We start from the raw sequence: 22,828 nt of genomic DNA on the forward strand, positions 1-22,828 counted from the left end.
GGTGGATGGACACTGCTGCGGCGACCTTTGGAACAGGATGCGGATGGGAATTCATCGCATCCTGTTTCTTCGCGAGACGTTACCGCAAGTTCCGGGCGAGCGTACTGGCGCCCACTCGGGTTGTCGGTTCACCCAGGATGCACGGCAAAGCCCCGAAAAGAGCGCTGGAAGGCTGGAGTCTGGACGAAAGAACATGGCAACCGGTGTTTTCGTCCAGCTTTCCAGCCTCCAGCGCTTTTATCGAAGCCCCTTTCCTGTGAACAAAGGTATAGCGCAATCTTCAGCCCTTGTTCTTGCGTTTCGGCTTAGGACGGCCTTGCACGCACTTGAAGCGCGGTTCGCTCTTGCAGATGACATAGACACGGCCACGGCGCTTGACGATCTGACAGTCGCGGTGACGCAGCTTGGCCTGTTTGAGGGAGGAGACGACTTTCATTTGCCACCTCCCGGGAAGCCGGCGAAACGCTTGTTGAAGCCAGCCACGCGGCCTTCGCTCTTGGTCTGGCGCTGTTGCCCGGTATAGACCGGGTGCGAGGCACTGGACACATCGAGGGCGACGTAGGGATAGGTGGCACCATCGCTGTATTCGCGGGTCTTGTCGGTCTGCACCGTGGAGCCGATGAGGAAGTAGGTGTCGGCGGAGACATCATGGAAGAGAACGGGGCGGTAGTCGGGGTGGATTCCGGGTTTCATCTGAAAGCCTTAATGTTATGAGATAACGTTTTTAATAATAACCATTTTTGCTCCCGTGGCAATCCTCTCGTTTCATCCGCGCTACGCGCCTATAATCGCCGGCCCTGAAATCCGACAAGGGCCGATTGCCATGGCGACTTCCTATCTTGAACACAATGCGGCGCTCATGGCGCACCTGCGCGATATCCTGGTCGCCGTTGGGGAGAACCAGCAGGTGGAAGAGGAAAGCCATGCCCTGTTTCTCGAGCGCTTCGATGAGGTATTGCACGATCTGCGGCAGGAGGAGCAGGAGCACTATCTTGGGCAGGAGGTGATCTGCCAGGTTTTCCAGCGCTATCCACAGATTGCCCATCTGGTTCCGCGTGACCTGCTCTGGTTCTTCGGTGGCGACTGCCTGCATTTCATGCCGGATGAGGAAATCGCCATTTTCCAGGCGGTGGATGAGCGCCGCTTCGAGGCGCAAGAGGCCGGGCAGGATTTTGACTGGGTGCGGGAGCTGCAACTGATGGCGCTGCCAGAGAACAGTCCCCGGCACTGATGAGTCCTGTGCTTTTACATGCCGGAAAGAGCGCCTGAGGCTGGAGTAAAACGGGGGAAGCCGTGCGCTTCATCCTGCGCTCCAGCCTCCAGCGCTTTTGTCGAAGCGCCTTGCCTGCGGAATAACGATATGGCGTGATGGCCCGGCTTGCCACTATGGGTATAATCGCCGCCTTTTGCATAGGGGAATACGCCATGCGCGAGCGTCTGCTGGCGGCGGAGAAGGTCAAGTCCATCGACTGGCGGGAAGGGCGGCTTTATCTGCTGGATCAGCGCCGATTACCGCAGGAAAGCGTATGGCACTGCTATGACACGGCCACTGGCGTGGTACAGGCCATCCGCTCCCTGGTGGTGCGTGGAGCCTCGGCCATTGGCATCAGTGCCGCCTATGCTGTCGTGCTCGGCCTGCGTGCCCGGCTCGAAGCCGGCGGCGACTGGCGTGGCGCGCTCGAAGAGGATTTCCAGCACCTGGAGGCTTCGCGCAGTACCGCCGCCAACCTGCACTGGGCGCTACGGCAGATGCGCGAGCGGCTCGACCGTTGCCGTCCCGGCGAGTCGCCGCTGTTGGCGCTGGAGCGGCAGGCCATCGAGATTCACCAGAGTGACCGCGAAGCCAACCTGGTCATCGCCCAGCTCGGCCTGGAGGCCATCCGCAAGTACCAGGGCCATGCGCAGAACCTGCTGACCCATGGCAATGCCGGCGCGCTGGCCAGCGGCGGTTTCGGCACGGCACTGGGAGTGGTACGGGCTGCCAGTCAGGAAGAGCTGGTGGAGTGCGTCTATGTCGATGAAACCCGTCCCCGCCTGCAGGGCTCGCGCCTGACCGCCTGGGAACTGGGGGTCGAGCGGATTCCGGTGTTGTTGAACGCCGATGCGGCGGCGGCGCACCTGATGAAGGTACGCGGGGTGACCTGGGTGATCGTCGGTGCCGACCGCATCGCTGCCAATGGTGATGTGGTGAGCCAGATCGGTACCTACCAGTTGGCGGTGCTGGCCATGCACCACGGTGTGCGGTTCATGGTCGCGGCGCCCAGTTCGAGTATCGACATGACACTGGAAACGGCTGAACTGCTGGACCTGGAGGAGCGTGGCGACGATGAGTTGCTGGAGTTCGATGGGCAACGCATGGCGCTTGGCGTCGAGGTGTTCAACCCGGCCTTCGACGTGACGCCGGCGGACCTGATCGACCTGATCGTCACGGAAAAAGGCATCGTCGAGCGCCCGACCAGCGAGAAGATGGCGGCGCTCATGAGCCGCAAGCATCTGCACTGATCCACTCTCCATGAGCGTGCCGATGGATGGTTTGCCGTTTTCACCCAGTTGCCGGATTGGCAATAAAGTGTCTGGCTTCAGGGTCGTAGAGCGCGATCTCGGGAGCATCGTCCCTGTGCGAATGCCCGGCGGCGGGACGGGGCACGCGTGAATACATCCCTGTAGCTCTTCGCCGCCATCCCTGGCGGCGAAGGTCCCGTCCCGCCACCGGGCATCGGCACAGCCACTCTCGGCGGCGCCTGAAGGAAAGAGCCAACGAAACCGCAAGCTTTGCGGGTGATTCGGTACTGTTTCGTTCAGGCGCCACGGGTATTCGCCGCGAGCACGGTCAGCCCCGCGCCGAGACCTTCGCCGGCAGAGCGCCTCCGTATTCATATGGGCGACGGGTTCATGGGTGTTTCGTCGCGGGCTGGCCGGGCTCGCGACTCCACGGCCGGATGAGCACCGCTAACAGGTCCGGCAAACCGCACACACTATTGCCAATCCGTTCGCAACACGGCATGGCATCGGTCGGCCCCGTGACCATGAGCCGAGGCTTCATGCGATCGCCCTGGCGTGGGCGCCTTGCCTGCTCCTGCGCTGGCTTGCCTTGTGTTACTATCGCCGGCTTATCGCAGGACCCTGCTGACTACAAGGAACCAGGCTTCCATGGGCGAACTGGCCAAAGAAATTCTTCCAGTCAATATCGAAGACGAGCTCAAACAGTCCTATCTCGACTATGCAATGAGCGTGATCGTCGGTCGAGCCTTGCCGGATGCGCGTGATGGCTTGAAGCCGGTACACCGCCGTGTTCTCTATGCCATGAGCGAACTGGGCAACGACTGGAACAAACCGTACAAGAAATCCGCCCGTGTGGTCGGTGATGTGATCGGTAAATACCATCCTCACGGCGACTCGGCGGTGTATGACACCATCGTGCGCATGGCGCAGCCATTCTCGCTGCGCTACATGCTGGTCGATGGCCAGGGCAACTTCGGTTCGGTGGACGGCGACAATGCGGCCGCCATGCGTTACACCGAAGTGCGCATGGCCAAGCTGGCGCACGAGCTGCTGGCCGACCTGGAGAAGGAAACCGTCGACTGGGTGCCGAACTACGATGGCACCGAGCAGATCCCGGCGGTCATGCCGACCAAGATTCCCAACCTGCTGGTCAATGGTTCCAGCGGTATCGCCGTCGGCATGGCCACCAACATCCCGCCGCACAACCTGGGCGAGGTGATCGAAGGCTGCCTGGCGCTGATCGACAACGCCGAGATCAGCATCGACGAACTGATGCAGTTCATCCCCGGCCCGGACTTCCCCACGGCAGGCATCATCAATGGCCGTGCCGGCATCATCGAGGCCTACCGTACCGGCCGCGGACGCATCTATATCCGTGCCCGCGCCGATATCGAGGACATCGACAAGGTCGGCGGCCGCCAGCAGATCGTCATCACCGAGCTGCCTTACCAGTTGAACAAGGCGCGGCTGATCGAGAAGATCGCCGAGCTGGTGAAAGAGAAGAAGATCGAAGGCATCACCGAACTGCGCGACGAGTCCGACAAGGACGGTATGCGCGTGGTGATCGAGCTGCGCCGTGGCGAAGTGCCGGAAGTGGTGCTCAACAACCTCTATGCGCAGACGCAGTTGCAGAGCGTTTTCGGTATCAACGTGGTGGCGCTGATCGATGGCCAGCCGCGCACCCTGAACCTCAAGGAACTGCTGGAAGCCTTCGTCCTGCACCGCCGCGAAGTGGTGACCCGGCGCACCGTCTACGAGCTGCGCAAGGCGCGCGAGCGTGGCCACATCCTCGAAGGCCAGGCGGTCGCGCTGTCCAACATCGACCCGGTGATCGCCCTGATCAAGGCCTCGCCGACCCCGGCCGAGGCCAAGGAAGCGCTGATTTCCACCTCCTGGGAATCGAGTGCGGTGGTGGCCATGGTCGAGCGCGCGGGGGCCGACTCCTGCCGCCCCGAAGGGCTGGACCCGCAGTTCGGCCTGATCGACGGCAAGTATCACCTGTCGCCGGAGCAGGCACAGGCGATCCTCGACCTGCGTTTGCACCGCCTGACCGGCCTCGAGCACGAGAAACTGCTGGGCGAATACCAGGAAATCCTCGCCCAGATCGGCGAGCTGATCCGTATCCTGACCAGCCCCGAACGGCTGATGGAAGTGATCCGCGAGGAACTGGAGAAGGTCAAGGCGGAATTCGGCGACAAACGCCGTACCGAGATCGTCGCTTCGCAGACCGACCTGACCATGGCCGACCTGATCCCGGAAGAGGAACGGGTAGTGACCATTTCCCATGGTGGCTATGCCAAGAGCCAGCCGCTGGCCGCCTACCAGGCGCAGCGTCGCGGCGGCAAGGGCAAGTCGGCCACCGGGGTCAAGGACGAGGACTATATCGAGCACCTGCTGGTCGCCAACAGCCATGCCACGCTGCTGTTGTTCTCCAGCAAGGGCAAGGTCTACTGGCTGAAGACCTTCGAGATTCCCGAAGCCTCGCGCGCGGCCCGTGGCCGGCCGATGGTCAACCTGCTGCCGCTGGACGAGGGCGAGTACATCACCGCCATGCTGCAGATCGACCTGGAGGCGCTGCAACAGAGCGGCACCGACGATGACGACCTGGACGAGAGCGATACGGCGCTGATCGAAGGCGAAGTGGTCGAGGCGGAAGTCGAAGAGGCCGATGGCGAAACCGCCGAATTGGTCGCCGAGCCGACCGGCGCCTTCATCTTCATGGCCACCGCCAAGGGCACGGTGAAGAAAGTGCCGCTGGTGCAGTTCAGCAAGCCGCGCAGCTCCGGCCTGATCGCCCTGAAGCTGGACGAGGGCGACCGCCTGATCGCCGCCGCCATCACCGACGGCGCGCGGGAAGTCATGCTGTTCTCCGATACCGGCAAGGTGATCCGCTTCGCCGAGAGCGCCGTGCGCACCATGGGCCGTAATGCCCGTGGCGTACGCGGCATCCGCCTGGCGAAAGGGCAGCAGCTGATCTCCATGCTGATCCCCGAGTCGGGCGCGCAGATCCTCACGGCCTCCGCGCGCGGCTATGGCAAGCGCACCGCGCTGAGCAAGTTCCCGCGTCGCGGTCGTGGCGGCCAGGGCGTCATCGCCATGGTCTGCAGCGAGCGCAACGGCAAGCTGGTCGCCGCTATCCAGGTGCAGGAAGGCGAGGAGATCATGCTGATTTCCGACCAGGGCACCCTGGTGCGTACGCGGGTCGACGAAGTCTCCAGTTCCGGACGCAACACTCAGGGCGTCACCCTGATCAAGCTGGCCAAGGAAGAAACGCTGGTTGGCCTGGAGCGGGTGCAGGAGCCTTCCGAGGAGGAGGGCGATGAGCCGGACGAAGCGTCGCCAGACTACGAAGCTGGCACGGATGCCGAGGTCGGCGGGTCGCAGCAGGAAGAATGACCGCGTCGCGGCCACAGGCTCTGAGGCCCTGTGGCCGCGATGGCGCCGCGATGGCCCCGCATCGTGCGGGGTGGACAAGATCATTTGAGCGAGAGTGGATGTGAGCAAGCGAGCCTTTAATTTCTGCGCCGGCCCGGCCGCGCTTCCGGAAACCGTGCTGCAGCGTGCACAGGCGGAACTCCTCGACTGGCACGGCAAGGGCCTGTCGGTGATGGAGATGAGCCATCGCAGCGAGGAATACGTCGCCATCGCCGAGAAGGCCGAGCAGGACCTGCGCGACCTGCTGGCGATACCTTCGAACTACAAGGTACTGTTCCTGCAGGGCGGCGCCAGCCAGCAGTTCGCCGAGATTCCGCTGAACCTGCTGCCAGAGGATGGCGTCGCCGACTATATCGATACCGGTATCTGGTCGCGCAAGAGCATTGAGGAAGCGCGCCGCTTCGGCAACGTCAATCTCGCCGCCAGCGCCAAGCCCTACGACTACTTCGCCATTCCGGGGCAGAACGAGTGGCAACTGAGCGAAGGTGCCGCCTATGTGCACTACGCCAGCAACGAAACCATCGGCGGCCTGCAGTTCGACTGGATTCCCGAAACCGGTGACGTGCCGCTGGTGGTGGATATGTCTTCGGACATTCTCTCGCGCCCGCTGGACGTGTCCCGCTTCGGCCTGATCTACGCCGGTGCGCAGAAGAACATCGGGCCTTCCGGGCTGGTGGTGGTGATCGTCCGCGAAGATCTGCTGGGCCGTACCCGCAGCACCTGCCCGACCATGCTCGACTACAAGGTAGCCGCCGACAACGGGTCGATGTACAACACGCCGGCGACCTTCTCCTGGTACCTCTCGGGGCTGGTCTTCGAGTGGCTGAAGGAGCAGGGTGGCGTCGAGGCCATGGGCCAGCGCAACCGCGCCAAGCAGGAACTGCTCTACGGCGTCATCGACCGCAGCGAGTTCTATACCAATCCGGTCAGCCACAATGCCCGTTCCTGGATGAACGTGCCGTTCCGTCTGGCCGACGAGCGCCTGGACAAGGCCTTCCTGGCCGGCGCCGAGACGCGTGGACTGCTCAACCTCAAGGGGCATCGTTCGGTGGGCGGTATGCGCGCTTCCATCTACAACGCGACCGGCCTGGATGCGGTGCAGGCGCTGGTCGCCTATATGGCCGAGTTCGAGAAGGAGCATGGCTGATGAGCGAAGCCGATCAGCTCAAGGCGCTGCGCCTGCGCATCGACAACCTGGATGAGCGGCTGCTCGAACTGATCAGCGAGCGTGCCCGCTGTGCCCAGGAAGTGGCGCGGGTGAAGACCGCTGCGCTGCCCGAAGGCGAGCAACCGGTATTCTATCGCCCGGAGCGCGAGGCCTGGGTGCTCAAGCACATCATGGAACTGAACAAGGGGCCGCTGGACAACGAGGAAGTGGCGCGGCTGTTCCGCGAGATCATGTCTTCCTGCCTGGCCCTGGAGCAGCCGCTGCGCGTGGCCTACCTCGGCCCGGAGGGGACCTTCTCGCAAGCGGCGGCACTCAAGCATTTCGGCCAGTCGGTGCTGAGCAAGCCGATGGCGGCGATCGACGAGGTGTTCCGCGAAGTGGTCGCCGGCGCGGTGAATTTTGGCGTGGTGCCGGTGGAGAACTCCACCGAGGGCGCGGTCAACCACACCCTGGACAGCTTCCTCGAGCACGACATCGTCATCTGTGGCGAGGTCGAACTGCGTATCCACCATCACCTGCTGGTGGGCGAAACCACCAGGACCGACCGCATCACCCGCATCTACTCCCATGCCCAGTCGCTGGCACAGTGCCGCAAGTGGCTCGATGCGCATTACCCGAACGTCGAGCGCGTGGCGGTTTCCAGCAACGCCGACGCCGCCAGGCGGGTCAAGAGCGAATGGAACAGCGCGGCCATCGCCGGCGACATGGCGGCGCAACTCTATGGCCTGACGCGCATCGCGGAAAAGATCGAGGACCGTCCGGACAACTCCACGCGCTTCCTGATCATCGGCAACCAGGAAGTGCCGCCGACCGGTGACGACAAGACCTCACTGATCGTTTCCATGCGCAACAAGCCGGGCGCGCTGCATGAACTGCTGCTGCCATTCCATGCCAACGGCATCGACCTGACCCGTATCGAAACCCGTCCATCGCGCAGCGGCAAATGGACCTATGTGTTCTTCATCGACTGCATGGGCCATCACCAGGACCCGCTGGTCAAGGACGTGCTGGAAAAGATCAACGGCGAAGCGGTGGCGTTGAAGGTCCTGGGTTCCTATCCTAAGGCGGTTCTCTGATCGCAGCCGCAAGCCTCAAGCCTCAAGCTGCAAGTGGGTCGGCCTGAGTCTTGGAGCTTGCGGCTTGAAGCTTGAAGCTTGAGGCTTACTTATGTCATGTGATTTCCTCGCCCTGGCGCAGCCAGGCGTACAGCAATTGTCCCCCTACGTCACGGGCAAGCCGATCAGTGAGCTGGCGCGCGAGCTCGGTATCGACCCGGGCGAGATCGTCAAGCTGGCCAGCAACGAAAACCCGCAAGGCCCCAACCCTCGCGTACTGCAAGCCATCGAACAGGCGCTGGCGGAATTGACCCGCTACCCCGATGGCGGTGGCTACGAACTCAAGCGCAAGCTCTCCGAGCGTTTCGATATCGATCCGGCCGGGATAACCCTGGGCAACGGCTCCAACGACATCATCGACATCGTTGCCCGTGCCTTTCTCGGGCCTGGTAGCAATGCGGTCTACAGTGCCCACGCCTTCGCCGCCTATCCCATTTCGACTCAGGCGGTGGGTGCCGGGAGCAAGGTGGTTCCGGCCATCGACTACGGCCATGACCTGGATGGCATGCTGGCCGCCATCGACGCGCAGACCCGCGTGATCTTCGTCGCCAACCCGAACAACCCGACCGGCACCTGGTTCGGCCCGCAGGCGCTGGAGGATTTCCTCGCCCGCGTGCCGGAGGATGTGCTGGTGGTGCTGGACGAGGCCTATATCGAATACGCCAGCGGCGACGACCTGCCGGATGGCCTGGGTTACCTGTCGCGGCATGCCAACCTGCTGGTGTCGCGCACTTTTTCCAAGGCTTATGGCTTGGGTGCCTTGCGTGTCGGCTACGGGGTCAGTTCGCCGCGCATCGCCGACGTGCTCAATCGCGTACGGCAGCCGTTCAACGTCAACTCGCTGGCCCAGGCGGCCGCCTGTGCGGCCCTGGACGACCAGGAGTACCTGCGTCGCGGTCGTGAAATCAATGAGGCCGGCAAGCGCCAACTGGAACAGGGCTGCGCGGCGCTGGGGTTGTCGTGGATCGTCTCCCGCGGCAATTTCATCGCGGTGAATGTCGGCCGCGATGCCGCTCCGGTCAACCAGGGGCTGCTGCGCGAGGGCGTGATCGTACGGCCGATCGCCGGCTACGGCATGCCGGAATTCCTGCGTGTCTCCATCGGTACCGAACGGGAGAACGCACGCTTCCTCGCTGCCCTGGGCAAGGTGCTGGCTTCGTGAAACCGGCAGCGGGCTTCGGCCGCGTGCTGGTGATCGGGCTGGGCCTGATTGGCGGCTCCTTTGCCAAGGGCCTGCGCGCCAGTGGCTTGTGCCGGGAAGTGACAGGTTTCGATCTCGATCCTCAGACGCGGCGCCTGGCCGTGGAACTCGGTGTGGTGGATCGCTGCCCGGAAACCCTGGAAGAGGCCTGCCGCGAGGCCGACCTGATCCAGTTGGCGGTGCCGATACTCGCCATGGAGCGCCTGCTGCGGACCCTGGCATTGCTGGAGCTGGACATCGAGCGCATCGTGCTGACCGATGTCGGCAGCGCCAAGGGCAGTGTGGTGCGCTGCGCCGCCGAAGCCTTCGGTCGCAATCTGCCGCGTTTCGTGCCGGGCCATCCCATCGCCGGCTCGGAGCAGAGTGGCGTCGGCGCCGCCAATCCGGCCTTGTTCCGCCGCCACAAGGTGATCCTCACGCCGCAAACCGATACCGATCCTGGCGCCCTGGCGCTGGTCGACCGGGCATGGCGGGTGCTGGGGGCGGATGTCGAGCACATGCAGGTCGAGCATCACGACGAAGTCCTGGCGGCCACCAGCCATCTGCCGCATCTGCTGGCCTTCGGCCTGGTCGATTCGCTGGCCAGGCGCCATGAGAACCTGGAGATATTCCGCTATGCCGCGGGCGGCTTCCGCGACTTCACGCGGATCGCCGGCAGTGATCCGGTGATGTGGCACGATATCTTCCTGGCCAACCGGGATGCCGTACTGGCGACCCTGGACGAGTTCCAGGCCGATCTCGATCTATTGCGCGAGGCGATGGTCGAAAAGGACGGCCACCACCTGCTGGGGGTGTTCACTCGGGCCAGGGCGGCGCGCGAGCATTTCGGCAAGATCCTGGCAGGCCGCGCCTATGCCGAGGATGAATATGCGGCAGCACTGGGCATACGGATCGAGCCTGTCGCCGCGCTGCGGGGTGAAGCCCCGGTGCCGGGGGACAAAGGCATTGCGCAAAGCGCGATCGTATTGGCGGCGCTGGCCGAGGGCAGCAGCGAAATAAGCGGCTTTCGTGCCGCCGAAGCTTCCCTGGCGACCCTCCAGGCCTTCCGCGATATGGGCGTGGTCATCGAAGGCCCGCAGCAGGGCCGGCTGATCATCCATGGTGTCGGCCTGCATGGTTTGCAGGCGCCGCCCGGGCCGCTCTATCTCGGTGGTTCCGCCAGTGCCATGGGGATGCTGGCCGGTCTGCTGGCGGCGCAGCGCTTCGATTGCATGCTGACCGGTGATGCCGCGCTGAGCCGGCAGCCCATGGGCGATGTCGTCGAGCCGCTGTGCGAGATGGGGGCGAGCATTTCCCTGCACGACGGCCATGCCCCGATCCGCATCAGGGGCGGCCAGGCTCTGGTCGGGATCGACCGGTCGCATCTGCGACAGGCCGCGCCAGCTCTCCTGATGGCTGGCCTGTATGCCTCCGGCAATACCCGTGTCAGTGTCGTGGCGCGCCAACAGGGCGAGTTGCTCGGCGGGTTCGGCTGTCCTGTGCGGATAGAGGCGGGCGGACTGGCGCTTGCGGCTGGCCATGCCCTGGTGGCGCAACGCCTGGATATCCCCGGGGATGCCTCGATGGCGCTTGCTCTGGCGGTCGCGGCCAGTCTGGCGGCGGGCTCGGAGCTGACCCTGGAGGCCGTTGCGATGACGCCGGCGTTGGACGCCGGGTTGACGCTGCTGGGGCGTATGGGGGCGAATATCCGTCTGCTGCGCAGGGGCTATGTCGCAGGTGTCCCGGTGGCTTCTATCGCGGTGAGCGGTGCCGGACTGCGGGGGGGCGATGTGCCGCCCGACTGTCTGCCGATAATCGCTGCGGAGTTGCCGGTTCTGCTGGTGGCGGCGGCCTGCGCCAGCGGAACCAGCCGCTTTTCGGGGATCGGCGCGCTGCAAGGGCTGGAGCGGCTTCGGCTTCGCTATACCCTCGATGCATTGCTCGAACTCGGTATCAGGGTGGTCGTCGACGAAGAGCAACTGACACTCGAGGGGGGCGCCCTCGCAGGGCGCAAGGTCGCCGCCAACCGGGATCTGCATGTGGCAATGGCCTTGTGCATCGCAGGGTCGCATACCGGTGGCGGGCTGCAGATAGATGAGTGCCCGGCATCCGTGCGCGACTTCATCGAACTTGCCGAGCGATTCGGCATGAATATCAAGACAGAGGCTGGTTTATGAGCGCAGATATATCCGTCATCACCATCGATGGCCCGAGCGGCTCTGGCAAGGGGACGGTGGCGACGCTGCTGGCCAGGCAACTGGGATGGAACTTCCTGGATTCGGGGGCGCTGTATCGCATACTGGCGCTCGCTGCGCAAAAGCATGGCATTGCCCTGGATGACGAAGAGCGACTCGCCGTTCTGGCCGCCCGTCTCGATGTGCGTTTCGGTGCGGAGGGCGAAGGGAAGGGCGCTGCCATTCTCCTCGAGGGGGATGATGTCAGCGAAGCCATTCGCAATGAGTCCGTCGGTGCCGGGGCATCCAGGGTCGCGGCACTGCCGGCGATACGCGCGGCACTGCTGCAGCGGCAGAAGGATTTTCGCCAGGCACCGGGGCTGGTGGCCGATGGCCGGGACATGGGAACGGTGGTGTTCGCCGATGCCCGGCTGAAGATATTCCTCACCGCCAGCGCCGAGGAAAGGGCACGTCGCCGCTTTCTGCAGTTGAAGGCCAAGGGCGATGATGTTAATCTCGCGAGTCTTATCGATGAGATACGTGCGCGCGACGAGCGTGATACGCAGCGTGCCGTGGCACCCCTGAAGCCGGCTGGCGATGCCGTGCTGCTGGACTCCACGGCACTTTCCATCGAGCAGGTGCTTGCAAGCATTCTGAGCGAGGCCGCCAGTCGCGGCCTCGCCTGATGAGGGACCGCTGCCGCGGTCCGTCGAAAAGAAGGCATGCGGAAATCCAGACCCTGTTCCGCGGGCCTTTTATTAATGAGTCAACCCATATCGTCTGGGATATGGAGATTGGGCGGAACCCCGCCTGAAAACAGCAGGAATAAACATGAGCGAAAGCTTCGCAGAACTCTTTGAAGAAAGCCTCAAATCCCTCGACATGCAACCGGGCTCCATCATCACTGGCCTGGTGGTCGACATCGACGGTGACTGGGTCACCGTACATGCCGGCTTGAAATCCGAGGGCGTCATCCCGGTCGAGCAGTTCTACAACGAACAGGGTGAACTGACCATCAAGGTGGGTGACGAAGTCCACGTCGCTCTGGATGCGGTGGAAGATGGTTTCGGTGAAACCAAACTGTCCCGCGAGAAAGCCAAGCGCGCCGAGAGCTGGATCGTTCTGGAAGCAGCCTTCGCTGCCGAGGAAGTGGTCAAGGGCGTCATCAACGGCAAGGTCAAGGGTGGCTTCACCGTCGACGTCAATGGCATCCGCGCCTTCCTGCCGGGTTCCCTGGTCGATGTGCGCCCTGTCCGCGACACCACTCACCTGGAAGGCAAAGAGCTCGAATTCAAAGTCATCAAGCTCGACCAGAAGCGCAACAACGTTGTCGTTTCCCGCCGCAGTGTGCTGGAAGCCGAGAACAGCGCCGAGCGCGAAGCCCTGCTGGAATCCCTGCAGGAAGGCCAACAGGTCAAGGGTATCGTCAAGAACCTCACCGACTACGGTGCGTTCGTCGACCTGGGTGGCGTCGATGGCCTGCTGCACATCACCGACATGGCCTGGAAGCGCATCAAGCATCCGTCGGAAATCGTCAACGTTGGTGACGAGATCGACGTCAAGGTGCTGAAATTCGACCGCGAGCGCAACCGCGTTTCCCTGGGCCTGAAGCAACTGGGCGAAGACCCATGGGTTGCCATCAAGGCTCGCTACCCGGAAAACACCCGCGTCGTGGCTCGCGTCACCAACCTCACCGACTACGGCTGCTTCGCCGAGCTGGAAGAGGGCGTGGAAGGCCTGGTGCACGTTTCCGAAATGGATTGGACCAACAAGAACATCCACCCGTCGAAAGTCGTTCAGGTTGGCGACGAAGTGGAAGTCATGGTTCTCGACATCGACGAAGAGCGCCGTCGCATCTCCCTGGGTATCAAGCAGTGCAAATCCAACCCGTGGGAAGACTTCTCCAGCCAGTTCAACAAGGGTGACCGCATCTCCGGTACCATCAAGTCGATCACCGACTTCGGTATCTTCATCGGTCTGGATGGCGGCATCGATGGCCTGGTCCACCTGTCCGACATCTCCTGGAACGAGCCGGGCGAAGAAGCCGTCCGCCGCTTCAAGAAGGGCGACGAACTGGATACCGTCATCCTCTCGGTCGATCCGGAACGCGAGCGCATCTCCCTGGGCATCAAGCAACTGGAAGACGATCCGTTCTCCAACTACGCCTCGATCAACGACAAGGGCAGCATCGTTCGCGGCACTGTCAAGGAAGTCGACGCCAAGGGTGCCATCATCGACCTGGGCAACGATATCGAAGCCACGCTGAAAGCTTCCGAAATCAGCCGCGACCGCGTCGAAGATGCGCGCAACGTGCTGAAGGAAGGCGACGAAGTCGAAGCCAAGATCATCAGCATCGACCGCAAGTCCCGCGTCATCAGCCTGTCCATCAAGTCGAAGGACGTGGATGACGAGAAGGAAGCCATCCAGGGGCTGCGCAAGCAGGAAACAACCGTGGAAAGCACCGGTCCGACCACCATTGGTGATTTGATCCGCGCGCAAATGGAAAACCAGAACTGAGTTTCTGCTTTCCGTTGGAAAGGGCGACTTCGGTCGCCCTTTTCGTATCCGAGAATTTCATCAGCCGGCATGTGCCTTGGCGATGGGTGACTTCTGTCATTCGAGCTAATAGAATGCATCCCCATTCTGGGGCCGGAACGCCCGGCTTATGTCTGTGCAACGAGGAAAATACATGCAAGTTTCTGTTGAAAGCACCTCTGCTCTCGAGCGCCGCCTGACTATCGGCGTGCCGGCAGAGCGTATCGAGACCGAAGTCAACAAGCGTCTGCAGCAGACCGCCAGCCGTGCAAAGATTCCAGGTTTCCGTCCGGGCAAGGTGCCCATGAGCGTCATCCGCCAGCGTTATGAAGAGGCTGCCCGCCAGGAAGCCTTGGGTGACGTGATCCAGGCGACTTTCTACGAAGCCGTCGTGGCCGAAAAACTGAACCCGGCCGGGGCGCCTTCGGTCGAGCCCAAGGTTTTCGAGAAGGGCAAGGATCTCGAGTACATCGCCACTTTCGAAGTCTTCCCCGAGTTCGAACTGGCTGGTTTCGAGGGCATCGAGGTCGAGCGTCTGCAAGCCGAAGTCGGCGATGCGGATGTCGATAACATGCTGGAAATCCTGCGTAAGCAGAGCACCCGTTTCGAAACCGTTGCCGACCGCGTGGCCGAGAACGGCGACCAGGTCAATATCGACTTCGTAGGCAAGATCGATGGCGAGGCTTTCGCTGGCGGTTCGGCCAAGGGGACTCAACTGGTGTTGGGCTCCGGGCGCATGATTCCCGGTTTCGAAGAGGCGCTGGTCGGTGCCAGGGCGGGTGAGGAGCGCGTGATCACGCCGACCTTCCCGGAGGATTACCAGAACCTCGACCTGGCCGGCAAGACCGCCGAGTTCAGCGTTACCGTCAACAGTGTCGCGGAACCCAAGCTGCCCGAGTTGGACGATGAATTCTTCGCGCGCTTCGGGGTGACCGAAGGCGGTCTGGAAGGCTTCCGTGCCGAGGTCAGGAAGAACATGGGGCGCGAACTGCGCCAGGCGATCAAGACCAAGGTCAAGACCCAGGTCATGGACGGCCTGATCGACAGCAATCCGGTCGAAGTGCCGAAGGCGCTGCTGGACAACGAGGTCAATCGTCTGCGCACCCAGGCGGTTCAGCAGTTCGGTGGTAATATCAAGCCCGATCAACTGCCGGCGGAACTCTTCTCCGAACAGGCCCGGCGCCGTGTGCTGCTCGGCCTGATCGTTGCCGAAGTCGTGCAGAAGAACGAAATCAAGCCCGATGAGGCCCGTGTACGCGAGCTTATCGAGGAAATGGCGTCCGCCTACCAGGAGCCGGAGCAGGTGGTTTCCTGGTACTACAAGAATGACGAGCAACTGAACGAAGTTCGTTCTGTTGTACTCGAAGAACAAGTTGTAGATACTGTTCTCAAGCAGGCCAAGGTGACCGACAAGTCAGTCTCCTACGAGGAAGCCGTCAAGGCAGCGCAAGCGCCTCAAGCCGCCTGATTTGATTCGTTCGAGTACGCCAGCATAAGCCAGCCTCGCGCTGGCTTATGCATTTGAGGCAATGACATAGGGAGTAACCTTAGATATGTCCCGCAATTCCTTCATGCATGTTCCGGACATCCAAGCCGCCGGCGGTCTGGTCCCTATGGTGATCGAGCAATCGGCGCGCGGTGAGCGGGCCTATGACATCTATTCGCGTCTCCTGAAGGAGCGCGTGGTATTTCTCGTTGGCCAGGTCGAAGACTACATGGCCAACCTGCTGGTTGCGCAACTGTTGTTCCTCGAGGCGGAAAACCCCGAGAAGGACATCCATCTCTATATCAACTCGCCAGGCGGTTCCGTCACGGCCGGCATGTCGATCTACGACACCATGCAGTTCATCAAGCCGGACGTCACCACCACCTGCATCGGCCAGGCCTGCAGCATGGGTGCGTTGCTGCTGGCTGGTGGCGCCGCAGGCAAGCGCTACTGCCTGCCGCACTCGCGCATGATGATTCACCAGCCGCTCGGCGGCTTCCAGGGGCAGGCATCGGATATCGAGATCCACGCGCGCGAGATACTGACGATCCGCGAGCGGCTGAATCGCATCCTCGCCGACCACACCGGGCAGCCGATCGAAATCATCGCCCGCGATACCGATCGCGACAACTTCATGAGCGCCGAAGATGCGGTCAAGTACGGTCTGATCGATCAGGTTCATAGCCGTCGTCAACTGGCTGTCTGATTCTTCACCCCGGATGGCAGGGCCTCCCGGGGTTGAAAACGCCCTCGATTGCCTTCATCTTGTCTTGCAAGACTACCGTATTGGATTGACCGAATGACTGACACCCGCAACGGCGAGGATTCCGGAAAGCTTCTCTACTGCTCTTTCTGCGGAAAGAGTCAGCACGAAGTGCGCAAACTGATTGCCGGCCCCTCCGTTTTCATCTGCGACGAGTGTGTCGACCTGTGCAATGACATCATCCGCGAGGAGGTGCAGGAAGCCCAGGCCGAGAACAACTCGCACAAATTGCCAACTCCCAAGGAAATCAGCGGCATTCTCGACCAGTACGTGATCGGTCAGGAGCGTGCGAAAAAGATTCTTGCGGTAGCTGTATACAATCACTACAAGCGTCTCAACCAGCGCGACAAGAAAGAAGAAGTCGAGCTGGGCAAGAGCAATATTCTGCTGATCGGGCCGACCGGCTCCGGCAAGACGCTGCTGGCGGAGACCCTGGCGCGACTGCTCAACGTTCCCTTCACCATCGCCGATGCGACGACGCTGACCGAGGCCGGCTATGTGGGCGAGGATGTCGAGAACATCATCCAGAAGCTGTTGCAGAAGTGCGATTACGATGTCGAGAAGGCCCAGATGGGCATTGTCTATATCGACGAGATCGACAAGATTTCGCGCAAATCCGACAACCCCTCCATCACCCGCGACGTTTCCGGCGAAGGTGTGCAGCAGGCATTGTTGAAGCTGATCGAGGGCACGGTTGCCTCGGTGCCGCCGCAGGGCGGTCGCAAGCATCCTCAGCAGGAATTTCTGCAGGTCGACACCCGCAGCATTCTGTTCATCTGCGGTGGTGCCTTTGCTGGTCTGGAGAAGGTCATTCAGGGTCGCTCGACCCAGGCGGGCATCGGTTTCGCTGCCGAGGTACGCAGTCGCGAGCCGGGCAAGAAGATCGGCGAAGCGCTGCGTTCGGTAGAGCCGGACGACCTGGTCAAGTTCGGCTTGATTCCCGAGTTCGTTGGCCGGCTGCCGGTCATCGCGACGCTGGATGAGCTGGACGAGCCCGCGCTGATCCAGATTCTCACCGAGCCGAAGAACGCCCTGACCAAGCAATATGCCAAGCTGTTCGAGCTGGAAGGCGTCGAGCTGGAGTTCCGTGCCGATGCGCTCAAGGCTGTCGCCACGCGGGCGCTCGAGCGCAAGACGGGTGCGCGCGGGCTGCGCTCGATCCTCGAGGGGGTTCTGCTCGACACCATGTACGAGATTCCCTCGCAGAAGGATGTCAGCAAGGTCGTCATCGATGAGAGTGTCATCGAGGGTTCTTCCCAGCCGCTGCTGATCTACGAAAGTGCCGAGCCGCCAGCCAAGGCTGCGCCGGAGGCGTGATAGATAAAGGGGCCGTCTGGCCCCTTTATCTTTTCATCCTTGTTTTTTGCACGACACACCCTCATGTTAAGGGTTCGTCAATGCGTATCAGCCTTGCCCGTTCATCGCCGTCGTAGAGCTCAATTATGAAAACAACCATCGAATTGCCCCTTTTGCCGCTGCGTGATGTCGTGGTCTACCCGCATATGGTGATACCGCTGTTCGTTGGGCGTGAGAAATCCATCGAAGCCCTGGAGGCGGCGATGGCAAGTGAAAAGCAGATTCTGCTGATCGCGCAGAAGAACCCTGCGGATGACGATCCGGGCGAGGATGCACTCTACCGGGTGGGTACGGTCGCCACTATTCTGCAGTTGCTCAAGCTGCCCGACGGGACGGTCAAGGTCCTGGTCGAGGGCGAGCAGCGTGGCCGGATCGAGGACTTCGTCGCCGACGCCTCCCATCATCGTGCGGAGGTGCAGTTGCTCGATGAGGTCGAGGTCAGCGAGAAAGAGGCCGAAGTCTTCGCGCGGACCCTGCTCGGCCAGTTCGAGCAGTATGTGCAACTGGGCAAGAAGGTGCCGGCGGAGGTATTGACGTCCCTTTCCTCGATCGACGATCCGGCGCGCCTGGTCGATACCATGGCCGCGCATATGACGCTCAAGATCGAGCAGAAGCAGGCGATCCTGGAAGTGGCCGAGTTGCCGGCGCGTGTCGAGCATGTGTTGGCCCTGCTGGATGCCGAGCTCGACTTGCTGCAGGTGGAGAAGCGTATTCGTGGGCGCGTCAAGAAGCAGATGGAGCGCAGCCAGCGCGAGTACTACCTGAACGAGCAGATGAAGGCCATCCAGAAGGAGTTGGGCGACCTCGACGAAGGGCACAATGAAATCGATGACCTGAAGAAGCGTATCGATGCCGCCGGAATGAGCAAGGACGCACAGACGAAGGCGATGGCCGAGCTGAACAAGCTCAAGCAGATGTCGCCGATGTCCGCCGAGGCGACCGTGGTCCGCTCCTATATCGATTGGTTGGTCAATGTGCCCTGGAAGGCGGTCAGCAAGGTTCGTCTCGATCTGGCCAAGGCGGAGGAGGTGCTGGATGCCGATCACTATGGCCTCGAAGAGGTCAAGCAGCGCATCCTCGAATACCTCGCGGTACAGAAGCGCGTGAAGAAGCTCAAGGGGCCCGTGCTCTGTCTGGTTGGCCCTCCCGGTGTCGGCAAGACCTCGCTGGCCGAGTCGATCGCCCGTTCGACCAACCGCAAGTTCATCCGCATGGCCTTGGGTGGCGTACGTGACGAAGCGGAGATCCGCGGGCATCGGCGTACCTATATCGGCTCGATGCCGGGGCGCCTGATCCAGCGCATGAGCAAGGTCGGGGTGCGCAATCCATTGTTCCTGCTCGATGAAATCGACAAGATGGGCAACGACATGCGGGGCGATCCCGCATCCGCCCTGCTCGAGGTGCTGGACCCGGAGCAGAATCACAGTTTCAACGACCACTATATGGAGGTCGATTACGACCTGTCCGAGGTGATGTTCCTCTGTACCGCCAACTCGATGAATATCCCCGCGCCATTGCTGGACCGCATGGAGGTCATACGCCTGCCTGGCTATACCGAGGACGAGAAGATCAATATCGCCACTCGTTATCTGGTACCCAAGCAGGTCGCGGCCAATGGCCTGAAGGCCGCCGAGCTGACCTTCGATGAGTCGGCCCTGCGCGATATCATTCGCTACTACACCCGCGAGGCCGGTGTGCGCAGCCTGGAGCGGCAGTTGGCGAAGGTCTGCCGCAAGGTCGTCAAGGAGCATGTTGCACAGAAGAAGGTCAGCCTGCGTATCGATACGGAAAACCTGGAGCAATACCTGGGCGTGCGCAAGTTCCGCTACGGCCTGGCCGAGCAACAGGACCAGGTCGGCCAGGTGACCGGGCTGGCATGGACGCAGGTCGGTGGCGAGTTGCTGACGATCGAGGCGGCCGCGATGCCAGGCAAGGGGCGCCTGACCAAGACCGGCTCGCTTGGCGATGTCATGGGCGAATCTATCACCGCGGCGATGACGGTGGTGCGCAGCCGCGCCCGCAGCCTCGGCCTGGAAGCGGAATTCCATGAGAAGCAGGATGTCCATATCCACGTGCCCGAGGGGGCCACGCCCAAGGATGGCCCGAGTGCCGGTATTGGCATGTGCACGGCGCTGGTTTCGGCGCTGACGCAGATTCCGGTCCGCGCCGATGTGGCCATGACCGGGGAAATCACCCTGCGTGGGCAGGTGCTGGCGATCGGTGGGCTGAAGGAGAAGTTGCTGGCAGCCCATCGCGGAGGAATAAAGACTGTCATCATCCCGGAAGAGAACCAGCGAGATCTGAAGGAAATTCCCGAGAATATTAAGCAGGACTTGCAGATTAAACCGGTCAAGTGGATTGACGAGGTCCTGCAAATTGCGTTGCAATACGCGCCGGAGCCCTTGTCTGATGCGGCTCCAGAGATTGTTGCAACGGAAGAAAAGCGCGAGGTAGACTCCAAGGAGAGGATCAGCACGCATTAGTCCGTGGGCATGATTGACAAAATTTTGGGCGCCTTGATATAAACGGCCCCTTGTCGGCAGCGTCCCAGCATCGCTTTGCTTACACCCGAAAAATCGAAGATACGACTCCATAGAATATTCAAGGGGATTCAAGAGTGAATAAATCGGAACTGATTGATGCCATCGCTGCATCTGCTGATATCCCGAAAGCTGTAGCTGGCCGTGCGCTGGATGCAGTGATCGAATCCGTCACCGGTGCTCTGAAGGCTGGCGACTCTGTCGTTTTGGTTGGTTTTGGTACTTTCGCCGTCAAGGAACGCGCTGCCCGCACTGGCCGCAATCCTCAGACTGGCAAGCCGATCAGCATCGCTGCTGCCAAGATCCCGGGCTTCAAGGCCGGCAAGGCACTCAAGGACGCAGTCAACTAAGCGTCTTCGATCCTGGCTCTGGCCTGTAGAGGCGCCTTCGCCGGAGATTCCATCCTCGCGTAATGGTCGCTTTGAAAGTTCCGAGAGGGCGCATCCATGGATGCGCCTTTCTTTTATCTGGACTCACCTGCGCTGCTCGTCGTATTACGCAGCCACCCGGGGGATGCATGCTTCAAAACATCAGGGATAATTCTCAAGGCTGGATTGCCAAGACCATCATCGGAATCATTGTGGTGCTGTTGGCGCTGACCGGTGTTGAGGCTATCTTCAACTCGACCGGAAACAGCCGCGATGTGGCAGAAGTGAATGGCGAGAAGATCAGCCAGGCGGAGCTGGAGCAGGCTGTGAACATGCAGCGCCGGCAACTGGTCCAGCAGTTCGGGCGTGACTTCGATGCTTCCCTGCTCGATGACCGGCTGTTGCGCGAGTCCGCCCTGGCCGGGCTGATCGAGCGCCAGGTACTGCTGCAAAGTACCGTGGACGCAGGTTTCGCCTTTTCCCAGGCGGCTCTGGACCAATTGATTCTGCAGACGCCTGAATTCCAGGTCGACGGTGTATTCAATGCCGCTCGATTCGATCAGGTCATTCAGCAGATGGGCTACAACCGCTTGCAGTTCCGTCACTTACTCGAGCAGGAACTGCTGATCGGGCAATTGCGTGCGGGCATTTCCGGTACGAGCTTCGTCACCGACCGGCAGGTGGCGGATTTCGCGCGTCTCGAGCAGCAGACACGTGACTTCGCCAGTATCACTGTCAAGGCCAATCCCGATGAAGTGCAGGTTTCCGATGACGATATCGCGGCCTATTACAATGCCAATACTGAGCGTTTTCGTTCCCCCGAGCAGGTCGTCGTGGAATATCTCGAACTTCGCAAGGAATCCTTCTTCGACCAGGTCGAGGCTTCCGAGGAAGAGCTACAGGAACTCTATCAGAAGCAGATTGCCAATCTGGCCGAACAGCGTCGTGCCGCTCATATCCTGATCGAAGTCGGCGGGGATCATAGCGAGGCGCAGGCCAAGGCACGCATCGACGAGATTGCCGCACGCTTGAATGCTGGTGAGGACTTCGCGGTACTGGCCAAGGAGTTTTCCGAGGATAGTGGCTCCGCGGTGGACGGCGGCGATCTCGGTTTCGCTGGCAAGGGCGTCTACGATCCGGCGTTCGAAGAGGCGCTCTATGCCTTGCAGGAGAACCAGGTTTCCGCTCCGGTCGAGTCCGAGTTCGGCTGGCACCTGATCAAGCTGCTGGGCGTTCAGTCCCCGGTGGTCCCGGACTTCGACAGCCTTCGTCCAGAGTTGGAGCGCGAAGTGAAAGCACGCCAGGTCGAGCAGCGTTTCGTCGAGGCTGGCAAGCAGCTCGAAGACTCCGCCTTCGAGGCTGCCGACCTTGCACAGCCGGGCCAGGAGCTGGGGTTGAACGTCAATACGACACCTGCGTTCGGGCGTGAAGGCGGCGAGGGGATTACCTCCAACCGGCAGGTGCTGCAAGCCGCGTTCAGTGAAGAGGTGCTGGTGGATGGCGCCAACAGCGGCATCATCGAGCTCGATCCGGATACCTCCATCGTCCTGCGCGCGAAAGAACACCTGCAACCGGAGACGCTGCCCCTGGAGAAGGTCAGGGATACCATCGCCCTTCAGTTGCGCCAGGAAAAGGCTGCGGAAAAGGCGTCCAGTGAAGGCAAGCTGCTACTGGCACAAGCCAAGTCTGGAGAGATCAAGGGCCAATGGAGTGTTGTCGAGGCGGCGACGCGCGCGCAAGACAGCGTGGCACCGGCGCTACTACAGGCTGTGTTCCGTATGCCAAAGCCGACGGATGTCCCAAGCTATACCGGCCTCACTCTGGTGAACGGCGATTATGTGGTACTGCGTCTTGATGGTGTCAGTGAGCCCGAAGAAGCGTTGAGCGATGAGGATAAACTGAGTTATCGGCGCTTCCTGGCTTCGAGGGCCGGTCAGTTGGACTTCGCTGCCTATCGGGATTACCAGCAAGGAAAGGCCAAGATAGAGAAGCTATAAGCTCCGCTGCCGCAATAAAAAGCCCGGCCCTGAATGGGGCCGGGCTTTTTATTGCTTCGTGACCGGAGCGTGGGAAACTCACCGTGCCTACGATGCAGGTTGAGCGGCCCCATATACCGACGGATATGGAGCGCCGCCGGACGCGAAGGCCGCGATAGCGCTTACAAAATAAAACACCCCGGATGAGCGGGGTGTTTTATTACGCGGCA

At 61.6% G+C, this 22,828-nt stretch carries 17 protein-coding genes; 15 read left to right on the forward strand and 2 right to left on the reverse strand.

Annotation, left to right across the window (positions count from 1 at the left end):
- Window positions 1–280: 280 nt before the first annotated feature.
- The gene (gene ykgO / locus DNJ95_RS06690; RefSeq protein WP_131183950.1) at window positions 281–436 is read right to left on the reverse strand and encodes a type B 50S ribosomal protein L36; all 156 of its coding nucleotides are present in this window, start codon (window positions 434–436) and stop codon (window positions 281–283) included.
- Window positions 433–693 carry a type B 50S ribosomal protein L31 gene (locus DNJ95_RS06695; protein ID WP_131183951.1) on the reverse strand — a complete coding sequence of 87 codons (261 nt, stop codon included), beginning with the start codon at window positions 691–693 and terminating at the stop codon, window positions 433–435. The genes ykgO and DNJ95_RS06695 overlap by 4 nt, the downstream gene beginning before the upstream one ends.
- Before the next feature lie 130 nt (window positions 694–823).
- Between DNJ95_RS06695 and DNJ95_RS06700 the strand changes: the two genes are divergently transcribed.
- From DNJ95_RS06700 to DNJ95_RS06770, 15 genes are all read left to right on the forward strand, one after another.
- Window positions 824–1,231, forward strand: coding sequence for a PA2817 family protein (locus tag DNJ95_RS06700; RefSeq protein ID WP_131183952.1), 408 nt, complete (start codon window positions 824–826; stop codon window positions 1,229–1,231).
- A 194-nt stretch (window positions 1,232–1,425) separates the two neighbouring features.
- The gene (gene mtnA / locus DNJ95_RS06705; protein WP_131183953.1) at window positions 1,426–2,502 is read left to right on the forward strand and encodes an S-methyl-5-thioribose-1-phosphate isomerase; all 1,077 of its coding nucleotides are present in this window, start codon (window positions 1,426–1,428) and stop codon (window positions 2,500–2,502) included.
- 648 nt (window positions 2,503–3,150) lie between these two features.
- A complete protein-coding gene (gyrA, locus tag DNJ95_RS06710) occupies window positions 3,151–5,898 on the forward strand; it encodes a DNA gyrase subunit A (protein WP_131183954.1) in 2,748 nt (915 codons plus the stop codon).
- A 100-nt stretch (window positions 5,899–5,998) separates the two neighbouring features.
- Window positions 5,999–7,084: a 3-phosphoserine/phosphohydroxythreonine transaminase gene (gene serC, locus DNJ95_RS06715; protein WP_131183955.1), complete on the forward strand. Its 1,086-nt coding sequence runs from the start codon at window positions 5,999–6,001 to the stop codon at window positions 7,082–7,084.
- On the forward strand, window positions 7,084–8,181 hold the full coding sequence (gene pheA, locus DNJ95_RS06720) for a prephenate dehydratase (RefSeq protein ID WP_131183956.1): 1,098 nt from the start codon (window positions 7,084–7,086) through the stop codon (window positions 8,179–8,181). Before serC ends, pheA begins: the two co-directional genes overlap by 1 nt.
- Window positions 8,182–8,272: 91 nt before the next feature.
- Window positions 8,273–9,382, forward strand: a complete 1,110-nt coding sequence (hisC, locus tag DNJ95_RS06725; RefSeq protein ID WP_131183957.1) for a histidinol-phosphate transaminase — start codon at window positions 8,273–8,275, stop codon at window positions 9,380–9,382.
- The gene (locus DNJ95_RS06730; RefSeq protein WP_242671924.1) at window positions 9,379–11,577 is read left to right on the forward strand and encodes a prephenate dehydrogenase/arogenate dehydrogenase family protein; all 2,199 of its coding nucleotides are present in this window, start codon (window positions 9,379–9,381) and stop codon (window positions 11,575–11,577) included. Before hisC ends, DNJ95_RS06730 begins: the two co-directional genes overlap by 4 nt.
- The gene (gene cmk / locus DNJ95_RS06735) at window positions 11,574–12,260 is read left to right on the forward strand and encodes a (d)CMP kinase (RefSeq protein WP_131183958.1); all 687 of its coding nucleotides are present in this window, start codon (window positions 11,574–11,576) and stop codon (window positions 12,258–12,260) included. Before DNJ95_RS06730 ends, cmk begins: the two co-directional genes overlap by 4 nt.
- Before the next feature lie 145 nt (window positions 12,261–12,405).
- Entirely contained in the window at window positions 12,406–14,091 is a 1,686-nt protein-coding gene (gene rpsA / locus DNJ95_RS06740; RefSeq protein WP_131183959.1) for a 30S ribosomal protein S1, read from the forward strand.
- Window positions 14,092–14,263: 172 nt separating this feature from the next.
- Complete coding sequence (tig, locus tag DNJ95_RS06745) at window positions 14,264–15,577, forward strand: trigger factor (RefSeq protein WP_131183960.1); 1,314 nt, start codon at window positions 14,264–14,266, stop codon at window positions 15,575–15,577.
- An 85-nt stretch (window positions 15,578–15,662) separates the two neighbouring features.
- Window positions 15,663–16,301, forward strand: a complete 639-nt coding sequence (gene clpP / locus DNJ95_RS06750) for an ATP-dependent Clp endopeptidase proteolytic subunit ClpP (protein ID WP_131183961.1) — start codon at window positions 15,663–15,665, stop codon at window positions 16,299–16,301.
- A gap of 93 nt (window positions 16,302–16,394) precedes the next feature.
- Window positions 16,395–17,675, forward strand: coding sequence for an ATP-dependent Clp protease ATP-binding subunit ClpX (clpX, locus tag DNJ95_RS06755; RefSeq protein WP_131183962.1), 1,281 nt, complete (start codon window positions 16,395–16,397; stop codon window positions 17,673–17,675).
- A gap of 125 nt (window positions 17,676–17,800) precedes the next feature.
- Window positions 17,801–20,197 (forward strand): endopeptidase La, encoded by a 2,397-nt coding sequence (gene lon, locus DNJ95_RS06760; RefSeq protein WP_131183963.1) that lies wholly within the window; start codon window positions 17,801–17,803, stop codon window positions 20,195–20,197.
- A 134-nt stretch (window positions 20,198–20,331) separates the two neighbouring features.
- Entirely contained in the window at window positions 20,332–20,604 is a 273-nt protein-coding gene (gene hupB / locus DNJ95_RS06765; protein ID WP_003239952.1) for a nucleoid-associated protein HU-beta, read from the forward strand.
- Window positions 20,605–20,771: 167 nt separating this feature from the next.
- A complete protein-coding gene (locus DNJ95_RS06770; protein WP_131184026.1) occupies window positions 20,772–22,619 on the forward strand; it encodes a SurA N-terminal domain-containing protein in 1,848 nt (615 codons plus the stop codon).
- Window positions 22,620–22,828: the final 209 nt, after the last annotated feature.

It is taken from the genome of Stutzerimonas kirkiae (assembly GCF_004327335.1).
In the GTDB taxonomy this organism is placed as follows: Bacteria; Pseudomonadota; Gammaproteobacteria; order Pseudomonadales; family Pseudomonadaceae; genus Stutzerimonas; species Stutzerimonas kirkiae.